6 protein-coding genes are annotated in these 9,951 nt (G+C 61.1%); all 6 read right to left on the bottom strand.

Going from position 1 to position 9,951, the window contains the following annotated elements; genetic code table 11:
- Nucleotides 1-110 precede the first annotated feature (110 nt).
- Entirely contained in the window at nucleotides 111-3,569 is a 3,459-nt protein-coding gene (gene mfd / locus WC509_02720; protein MFA5006364.1) for a transcription-repair coupling factor, read from the bottom strand.
- 83 nt (nucleotides 3,570-3,652) lie between these two features.
- Entirely contained in the window at nucleotides 3,653-4,405 is a 753-nt protein-coding gene (locus WC509_02725; GenBank protein MFA5006365.1) for an SDR family oxidoreductase, read from the bottom strand.
- 24 nt (nucleotides 4,406-4,429) lie between these two features.
- Nucleotides 4,430-6,094 carry a glycoside hydrolase family 13 protein gene (locus WC509_02730; protein ID MFA5006366.1) on the bottom strand — a complete coding sequence of 555 codons (1,665 nt, stop codon included), beginning with the start codon at nucleotides 6,092-6,094 and terminating at the stop codon, nucleotides 4,430-4,432.
- The gene (locus WC509_02735) at nucleotides 6,091-6,882 is read right to left on the bottom strand and encodes a prolipoprotein diacylglyceryl transferase family protein (protein ID MFA5006367.1); all 792 of its coding nucleotides are present in this window, start codon (nucleotides 6,880-6,882) and stop codon (nucleotides 6,091-6,093) included. Before WC509_02735 ends, WC509_02730 begins: the two co-directional genes overlap by 4 nt.
- Nucleotides 6,883-6,990: 108 nt before the next feature.
- Complete coding sequence (locus WC509_02740; protein ID MFA5006368.1) at nucleotides 6,991-8,046, bottom strand: sugar ABC transporter permease; 1,056 nt, start codon at nucleotides 8,044-8,046, stop codon at nucleotides 6,991-6,993.
- Nucleotides 8,047-8,049: 3 nt separating this feature from the next.
- Nucleotides 8,050-9,951, bottom strand: a 1,902-nt coding sequence (locus WC509_02745) for a sugar ABC transporter permease (GenBank protein MFA5006369.1), incomplete at its 5' end; no start/stop codon positions are given.

Below are 9,951 nucleotides of genomic sequence, written 5' to 3' on the forward strand. Positions count from 1 at the left end.
ATATTATATTATAAATATCAAACTATTTCCGCGTCCGACGGACGATCGAAGATCCTGAAACGCGAAAAAAAGACGCGTCGGCGGACGCGTCTATGGTTTTCTCGGACCCGTCAGGCGGTCACGAGCTCGAGGAAGCGGCACATCGTGAAGAGCCAGTGCCGTTCGAGCCGGATCGTATCCAGGACAACATGGATGCGGTTGTTCTTGAAGGCAAAACGGAAGTAGGTCGAGACTTCGTTGCCGGTCTCGAAGACCTTGACGCCGGACATCTTCGCGGAACCTTCCTCGGAGATCACGAGCGTGACGTTGGTCTTCGTCTCGAGCACCTTCTCGACGCCCGCGCGTTCCGAGAGATGCTCGAACAGTTTTTCGTACATGTAGATCTCGAGGTCGGGTTCAAAACTGCCGAAGCGGTCGGTGAATTCGTCGAGAAGTTCCTCGATGTCGGCACGGGTCTTGACGGCGCCGATCTTCCCGTGCATCTCCATCTTGACGAAGTCGTCGTCGACGTAGGCGCCGTCGATGTACTTCGAGACGGTCGCCTTGACCTTCGCGGGACGTTCCGGTTCGGGAGCACCCTGCTGGTGTCGGATCTCCTCCTGGAGAATGCGCATGTACAGGTCGACGCCGACGGAGTCGATGAATCCGGACTGTTCGCTGCCGAGCACGTCGCCGGCACCGCGGATCGAAAGGTCGCGCACCGCGATCTTGAAGCCGGATCCGAGTTCGGTGAACTCCTTGATCACCTTGAGGCGCTTCTCCGCGTCCTCGGTGAGGACCTTGTCCTTCTTGTACATGAGGTACGCGTAGGCGATCCGGTTCGAACGGCCGACGCGGCCGCGGATCTGATAGAGCTGGGCGAGTCCGAGGCGGTCGGCGTCGTGGATGATCAGCGTATTCGCGTTCGGGATGTCGATGCCGGTCTCGATGATCGTCGTCGAGATGAGCACGTCGGTCTCGCGCTCGATGAACGCCTCGACGACGTTCTCGAGCTGGATCTTGTTCATCTGCCCGTGGGCGACGGCGATCCGCGCTTCGGGAACCATCCGCTTGACGATCGCCTCGATGCGGTCGATGTCGTCGATGCGGTTGTAGATGTAGAACACCTGCCCGTGGCGCGAGAGTTCGCGTTCGATCGCGTCCTTGATGACGGTCTCGTTCCGTTCCAGCACGTAGGTCTGGATCGGGTAGCGGTTCTCTGGCGCGGTTTCGAGGAGCGACATGTTCTTGACGCCCATGATCGCCATCTGGAGGGTGCGTGGGATCGGCGTCGCGGACAGGGACAGGACGTCGACGTTGACCTTCATCTCCTTGATGCGTTCCTTGTGCTCGACGCCGAATCGCTGTTCCTCGTCGATTACGAGCAGGCCGAGGTCCTTGAAGACGACGTCCTGCGAGAGGATGCGGTGGGTGCCGATGAGGACGTCGACGGTTCCGCTCTTCAGGCCTTCGATCACTTCCGTCTGTTCCTTGCGGGAGACGAAGCGGTTCATCAGCCTGACGTTGATGCCGAACTTCTCCATGCGGTTCGTGAAGGTGTGGAAATGCTGCCGCGACAGGACCGTCGTCGGCGCGAGGTAGGCGACCTGCTTGTTCGACAGGACCGCCTTGAAGGCCGCGCGGAGCGCGACCTCGGTCTTCCCGAAGCCGACGTCGCCGCAGAGCAGGCGGTCCATCGGCCGTCCGTCCTCCATGTCCTTCTTCACGTCCAGGATCGCGCGCAGCTGGTCGGGCGTCTCCTCGTATTCGAAGTCGGATTCGAATTCGGACTGCATGGGATCGTCGGGGGCGAACGCGAACCCTTCGCTATGTTCGCGCAATGCGTAGAGGTTGATGAGCTTCTCGGCGATGTCCTTCGTCTTCTCGCGGACGCGCTGCTTGGTCTTCGCCCAATCGCTTCCGCCGAGCTTGTTGAGGCGCGGCTCGAAGCCCTCGCTGCCGGCGTACTTCTGGATCTGGCCGATCGCGTCGACGGGGATGTAGAGCTTGTCACCGTCGCGGTATTCGATGTGGATGTAGTCGTTCTTGGTCGCGCCGAGCTCCATCGTCTTGATCTCGAGGAACCGGCCGATGCCGTAGTCGTAATGGACCACGTAGTCGCCCGGCTTGAGATCGTTCACGGAGTAGAGACGACGGCTGTTCTGATACACAGAGACGTAGCGTCCGCGCTTGGGGACGGGCTGTTTGCGCGAGAGCGCGCTCTCGGTCACGACGACCAGTCCGGCGGTCGCGATCGACAGGTCGAAATACCGTTCCGAGACAACCAGGTTGGCTTTTCCCGGAACGAGCGCGTCGTGTTCGCCGACGACGGCGAACGGGACGTCGCGGTCCTCGAACATGGCGACCAGGTTGTCGCGCGTCTTCACCGTCCTGAGGACGACGATCACGGCGTTGTTCCTCGTCTTGATCGCGATGTCGCGGAAGAAGGCGTCGAAGTTCCCCTCGTAACGCTCCGGGCTGCGACCGACGATCTTCACGATGACGTCGAAGGGATCGTCGTAGCCGTGTTCCAGTTGGTCCATCGCGATCACGGACGGCATGCGGATGGAATGCAGGTCGAACAGCATCTCGAACCCCATCTTCGCATAGTCTCCGGTGGACAGGTACCAGTCGGCCGTCTCCGCCGTCATCGCCGCGAACTGCTCGCGGACGCGATGGTGGTCGAAGAAGAACACCAGCGGGTCGTCGAGCAGGTCGACGAGGGTCGTGCGGACGCCGGTAAGGACCGGGATGTAGCGCGAGAGGCGGTCGAGTTCGCGATGCTCCGCGATGGCTTCGCGATCGCGCCCGATGCGGTCGAGGGCGTCCTTCGAGAAGAAGGCGCCCGCCGTCCTGGCGTCGATGAAGTCGAGCAGTTTCCGCCGTCCCTCGTCGTCGTAGAAGAATTCGTACATCGGCATCACCGCGAAGCGCTCGACGGTTCCCGTGGAGCGCTGCGATTCGATGTCGAAGATCTTGATCTTCTCGATCGTGTCGCCGAAGAAGTCGAGGCGGAAGGGCCGCGGCTGGTTCAGGGGGAAGATGTCGAAGATGCCGCCGCGAAGCGAGAAGTCGCCCGGCTTCTCGACGGTGTACTCGCGGCGGTAGCCGTATTCGACGAGGCGTTTCGCAAGCCCCTCGACATCGTGCTCGGCGCCCGTCTCGAACTTCAGTTCGGAACGACGCCAATCTTCCCTGGGCATCATCGGCCGGACGATGCCGGCGGTGTGCGTGACGACGATCTTGCGCGTCCCCTCGAGGATGTCCCGGATCGTGTTGATCCGCTCCATCTTGAACTCGTTGGACGCGACCAGCATCTCGCTCGTGATGAATTCGTCCTGCGGAAAGAAGCCGAGGGATTCCTCGCCCACGGCGACGCTGAGGCGGTCATAGAGCAGCTGGGCCTTGTACAGGTTGGGTGCGCAGACGACGATCGGACGGTCGGTATCCTCGAATGCCGAAAGGACGAGCGCGGCCATCGCCTCTTCGCTCAGTTCGTTGATCAGCACCCGTCCCTCGGGGCGGGAGAAAAAGGGACGGACGCGACGGTATTCGGACGTCTTCTTCAGGATCGACAGGGCCAGTCTCATCGTTTCACCTCATGCGGACACGGCGAGTCTCGGAAACTCGCCGGGGTCTATTCGTTTCCATGCGCCGGCGTCGCCGGCGTCTTTCACTTCTTCTTCCGCTGCAGCGCGTAGGAAGCGGGCAGGATCGCGGACAGGGGTGCGAACCGGAGGAAGAACCGCGTCAGCTTCATCGTGAAGCCCGGGATGATCATGCGCCGTCCTTTGAAAAGACCGCGAACGGCGATCTGCGCGCAGCGCTCCGCCGTCATGCCCCTGAGCGCCTGATCGGCGCCCGCCGCGGCACCGAAGCCGGTGTCGACCGGACCGGGGCACAGCGTCAGGACGCGGATCGGCCTCTTCATCCTCCGAAGTTCGTAGTCGACGGCGGCCCCGAGGGAACAGACATAGGCTTTCGTCGCCGCGTAGGACGCGAGCAGCGGCGTCGGCAGGAAGCCGGCCATGCTGGCGACGTTGAGAATGCGTCCGTCGGTCATGGACTGCGCGAACAGCTTCGTCAGGACGTGCAGACCCACGACGTTGGTGTCGATCATCGAAAGATCGCCGGCGAGGTCGTGGTCGATGAACGGGCCGACGCGACCGAAGCCGGCGTCGTTGACGACGATCTTCGGGTCGTAGGCGAGACATTCGCCGTGCAGTTTCACGCAGTTGTCGCGGCTCGACAGGTCGATCGCCTTGACGACGACGCGGACGCCGTAAGCGTGCTCGAGTTCGACTTTCAGTTCGTTCAGCGCCTCGATGCGGCGCGCGACGATCACGAGATCGTACTTCCGGGCCGCGAGCAGGCGCGCGATTTCGCGGCCGATGCCGCTGGATGCGCCGGTAACGAGAGCGTACACGTGTCTTCCTCCTGAACCCGTCCGTCAGCGGTCGGATTCGATCCTGATCCAGTCGAGCGCCGGGACGCGGCGTTCGACGCCGTCGTCGGCGTAGATTTCCTCGCGGTCGCCGAGATTCATCGCGATGCGGACCCTGCGGCCGTCGAGCGCGCGTTCGTAGACCAGAAGCGACGGATGCTCCAAAAGCGTAAACGAGCCGCGACGCAGCCGTTCGTCCCCTGCGCGCCAGGCCGCCAGACTCGAGACGAACGCGAGCAGATCGAGGTCCCACCCTTCCCGGTTCCAGTCGACGGTGCGGCGGTTGTCGGGGTCGGAGCCGCCTTCCATACCGATCTCCGTACCGTAGTAGACGCATGGCATCCCGACGAATGTGAATTGAAATAATATCGCCATCTTCAGCCGTTTCACATTATTTCCGGATTGCGTTTTCGCGCGTGGGACGTCATGCGAGTCGAGCTGGTTCAGCAACGCTCTGGCGACATTGTCCGGATACATCGCCAGCAGGTGCGTCAGCCGGTCGGAGAAGGCGGACAGGGACGTCTTGCCCCTGAGGAAGAAGTCGCCCACGATCTCGTAGAACTGATAGTTCTGGACCGAATCGAACTGGTCGCCGCGCAGATAGTAGTCCGAATTGTGCCACACCTCGCCGATGATCGCGAGATCCGGCTTGATCGCCTTGAGCGCGGTACGGAAGCGTCTCCAGAATGCCGAATCGACCTCGTCGGCGACGTCGAGACGCCAGCCGTCGATGTCGAACCGCTCGACGTAATGCTTCCCGACGCCGATCAGGTAGTCCTGCAGCGCCGGATCGGCGGAGTTCAGCTTCGGCATGTGGACCTCCGACGCGAACGTCTGATAGGTCTTGCCCGGAACCATCGCGATCGGGAACGAATCGATCAGAAACCAGTTCCGGTACGCGCTTCTCTCCTGTTTCTCGAGGACGTCCCGGAACGCGAAGAAGCCGGCGCCGCAGTGGTTGAAGACGGCGTCGAGGACGATCCGGATGCCGGCGGCGTGGAGGGCGTCCACGAGGCTCTTGAACTCCGCTTCGGTGCCGAGGCGGGGATCGATCGTCAGATAGTCGGCGGTATCGTAGCGGTGACAGGAGGGCGAAAGCGAGATCGGCGTCATGTAGATCGCGTTGACGCCGAGTCCGACAAGATGCGGGATGCGGCTCTCGATGCCCCTGAAGTTGCCGCCGAAGACGTGATACCACGTCGGTTTCGTCCCCCACGGCTGGAAGGAGGGATCCGGATCACCGATCCGGCAGAAGCGGTCGGGAAAGATCTGGTAGAAGATCGCGTCCTGCATCCACGCGGGGGCGTCGTAGCGGTCGACGTCCTGGATCCTCGGCATCTCGTAGGCACCCATGCGGACCGGTTCCTCGCGCTGCAGGCCGTATTCGCCGTAATACCACGTCTCGCCGCCTTCGACGATCCGGAAATAGTAGATGCAGCCGTAGTTTGCGGGGATGAACGTCGTCTTATAGTAGGCGAAGAGGGCGTCTGCCGCAAACCGCTCCATGGCGTGTGCGCGGCGCCCGCGATAGTCATGGAATCGATTGTATTCGATCAAATCGATGGACATCCGGTCGTTTCGCGCGGCGCGGAAGCGGATCGTGAGCGAACGGGCATCCTCGACATAGCCCCATTCGGAATTGGCATGGTGGAACAGCGCCTCCCGGATCATGCGGCCGCCTTCGCCGCCGGTCGATCGACCTTCGCCTTGCGTACGAGCATCCAGACCCCGATCACGACCATGGCCAGGGCCAGATACTGGGAGGGCGACGGATAGACGTTGCCGTGGAGCGTGAAAATCCCGACCAGGGTGCCGCGGTCGTCGCCGCGGAGAAATTCCAGGAGGAAGCGGAAAGTGCCGTAGGCGGTCAAATAGGAGGCGAATTCGCGGCCTTTGAAGATCTTGTACGTGTGCAACGCGTACGCCGCGAGGAACAGGAATCCCGCCTCGTACAGTTGCGTCGGCAGGACCGGTCCGATCCCGGCCGAATGACCGTACGGGAAAACGAGACCGAACAGATCCGACTCGATGCCGTAGCAGCAGCCCGCGCAGAAGCAGCCGAGACGCCCGAACCCGTGCGCGATCAGGATGCCGACGGCGACCGTGTCGAGGATCTTCCCGAGGTTCTTCCATTCCGAACGGTAGCCGAACCGCATCAGTAGCGAAAACGCCGCGACGCCGCCGATGAGCCCGCCGATGAAGGTGATCGAACCGAACTCGAACTCGCCGCTCTCGATCCAGTGGAAGGTGGCATCGAAGAGAAGCGAGAAGAGCAGTGCCGAACCGAGTCCCAGGGCAATGAAGAGCAGGATCCTGTTGGCTTGCTTGCGCGTGTATCCGTCGTGCTTCTCGAGCCGGTTCCCGACGTAGAGGAGCATTCCGAAGATGCCGATGGCGGTGAGAAGATCGTACATGGCGATGCTGTAGCCGAAGACTTCTTTCCAGAGGAATGGATACATGGAATCAACTCCTTGCCCTTCATTATACCACAGAGCCGGTTAAGAATTAACCGCCGTTTGCGGAGAGTAAAAAAAGGGCACGGACAAGCCGTGCCCCGTGCATCCCGATCAGCCCTTGGTGGCGCCGGCGGTGATGCCTTCGATGAGGTAACGCTGGAAGATCATGTAGAGGACCGTGATCGGCATCGCGACGATGAGGGCGCCGGCCGCGAACGTCGTGTACGACGAGCTGCGCGGATCGGAGATCATCGAGAAGAGGCCGACCGCCAGGGTCCACTGCTTCGACACCGGAACGTCCGGATTGATCTGGACATCGAGGAGAAGGCGCGGCAGCATGTAGTCCATCCACGGCGCCATGAACTGGCCGACGGCGACGAACGACAGGATCGGAACCGCGAGCGGCAGGATGATCTTGAAGAAGATCTGCCACTTGCTGGCGCCGTCGAGCATCGCCGACTCGTCGAGATCCTTCGGGATCTGCGAGAGGTACCCCTTGATCAGCCAGATGTTGCCGGGAATCGAGCCGCCCACGTAGAGGATGGTGAGCCAGGTCGACTTGCCGAGCAGGTGGAACGTCTGGAACAGCGTGAACATCGCGATCAGACCCATGAACGACGGGAACACCTGCAGGACGAGAATCGCCATGAGGCCTGCCTTCTTGCCCTTGAACTTGAAGCGGGCGAAGACATAGCCGGCACCGGTGATGAAGATGACGCCGAGGATCATGTTGAGGACGGCGATGATGAGCGTGTTCTTGTACCAGTACAGGAAGTCGCCTTCGAACAGGTCAATGTAGTTCTGGAAGGAGGCGAGTTGCGCCGGCGGGAAAAGCGTCGTCGGCAGCTCGCTGACGTTCGTGAAGGACGCGCTGAACAGATAGACGATCGGGAACAGGACGAAGAAGACGGCGATCGTAAGAAACAGGAACGTCAGGATCTTCAGGGCGATCTCCCTGAACGAGAAGACCTGGCGGTATGCCCCGACGAGGACCTGTTTGCGGTTGGGGAGGTGAAGCGCGTGGTAGATCCCATAGACGGGAATAAGCCCCATGAGCGCTCCGCGGAAAGGCGGATGCCCCTTGTGTGCGTAGACGTCGGCGGTGATCGCGCTGTGCGTGAACAGAAGCGCGATGAAGACGATGATCGTCAGGCTGAGAGAGAGCATACGTCAATCCTCCTTGAAGGCTCGCGTCTGCGAGAAGTTCCAGGCCGCGATGGACCCGACCATGAGGAAGATGAGGATCGAGAAGACGGACGCCATGTTGTAGACGCGCTTCGTGACGGTCAGCGTGTACATCCAGGAGATCAGGATGTCCGTGCTGCCGGCATAGGCCCTGTCGATATCGCCCGCGCCGGATCCTCCTTGAGTGATGAAGTAGATGACGCCGAAGTTGTTGAAGTTGCCGGAGAAGGTCATCACGAGGATCGGCGCCGTCGAATACATGATGAGCGGGAAGGTGATGAACTTGAATTTCTGCGAAGGCGTCGCGCCGTCGATGTCGGCCGCCTCGTACAACGTCCGGTCGATCGAGGTCATGATCGAGGTCATGAGGGCCATGAAGTACGGCGCTCCGAGCCAGATGTTGACGACGATCAGGACGATGCGGACGAACCAGATGTTGTGGGCGTTGTTGAACCACTGGATGTTGTCCTGACCGAGCCAGATGAACTTCTGCCAGGCCGACAGCGCCGAATCGCTCCACGCCGTGCCGAGCATCCCCCAGCGGGTGAGGGTGTCGTAGACGCCGGAGGAGCGCAGGATCGCGTTGATGACGCCGCGTTCGCTGAAGATGATCGAGAACGCCATCTGCGAGATGAGCGCCGGCACGGCCCACGGCAGGATCAGGACGGTTCTCCAGAACTTCTTGAAGGGAACGCGCTCGGAGCCGATCACGACCGCCTGGAACATGCCGCCGAAGAAGACGGTCACGGTCGAGAAGACGGCCCAGATGACGGTCCAGAACAAAACCTTCCAGAAGGTTTCGGCGAACGGGATGCCTTCGCCGAAGGTGAAGATCTTCGCGAAGTTCTCGAATCCGACCCACATGAATCGGCCGGTGTCGGTGTCGAACCCGCTGAAGTTCGTGAACGCGATCAAAAAGCCGAAGATGATCGGCATGATCGAGATGAAGGTGATGACGAACAGCGCCGGCAGGATCATGATGTATTCGAAGCCGTGCGTGAAGACGCTCACGAACCAGGCGCGGTCGGTGACCCGTTCACCCGTTTCGGCGAACTTCCTGCTCGTCGTATAGGCGTCGATGATGCCCCATACGTACACCAGGAGGAAGTAGGCGAAGAGGAGGGTGGAGATCAGACCCGTAATGAGCAGGAACTGCGACGTATGGCCGATCAGCGGCGTGTAGTCGAGGATGCCCGAGACGGGGATGTAGACCGAGGAACCTTCGGTGAAGCGGACCGACTTCAGGGCGTCGTGGAGCGAGTTGTAGTAATATTCGCGCGTATCGGACTGGCCGAGCGTGATGACCGACCAGAAGCCCTTGACGAAGAAACCCGCGGTATCGTGGAACCAGTTGTAGTAGTTCTCCTCGAATTCGGTCCGCAGTTCGGGATGGACCGAGAAGTAGACCTCGAGCAGGAAGCGGTTGTATTCCTTCGAAGTCAGGCTGCTCGTGGAGAGGTTGTAGCGGGTCGTGATGTAGTCGCGCAGGTACATCGAGAACGGCGTCGCGTTGTAGCCGGCGTCCTTCCGGTAGTCGACCTCCGGAACGTACTGCACGTACAGCGTGTCGGCGTCGTCGACGACGATGTCGCCCTTGACGGTCAGTTCCTTCAGCGTGCCGACGAGGGGATCGTCGGGAGCGAGGAAATCGGTGCTGTCGGCGACGTTGACGTAGCGGTAGATGGACGTCGAGGTGACGGAGATCGAGATCGTGCACTTGACGTAGACCTTGTCGGAGACGTTGTCGAAGTACAGGATGCCGGTCCGGTAGTAGGCGTCGGATCCCGACGGGATCGAGGCGATCGTGTCGTTCGGATCGTTCACGTTGGTGTAGACGTCCGCGGTCTGCTCGCTGCCGATCGTGTAGTATTCCTGACCGCCGACGTT

The sequence above is a fragment of the Candidatus Izemoplasmatales bacterium genome, assembly GCA_041649275.1.
In the GTDB taxonomy this organism is placed as follows: Bacteria; Bacillota_I; Bacilli_A; order Izemoplasmatales; family Hujiaoplasmataceae; genus UBA12489.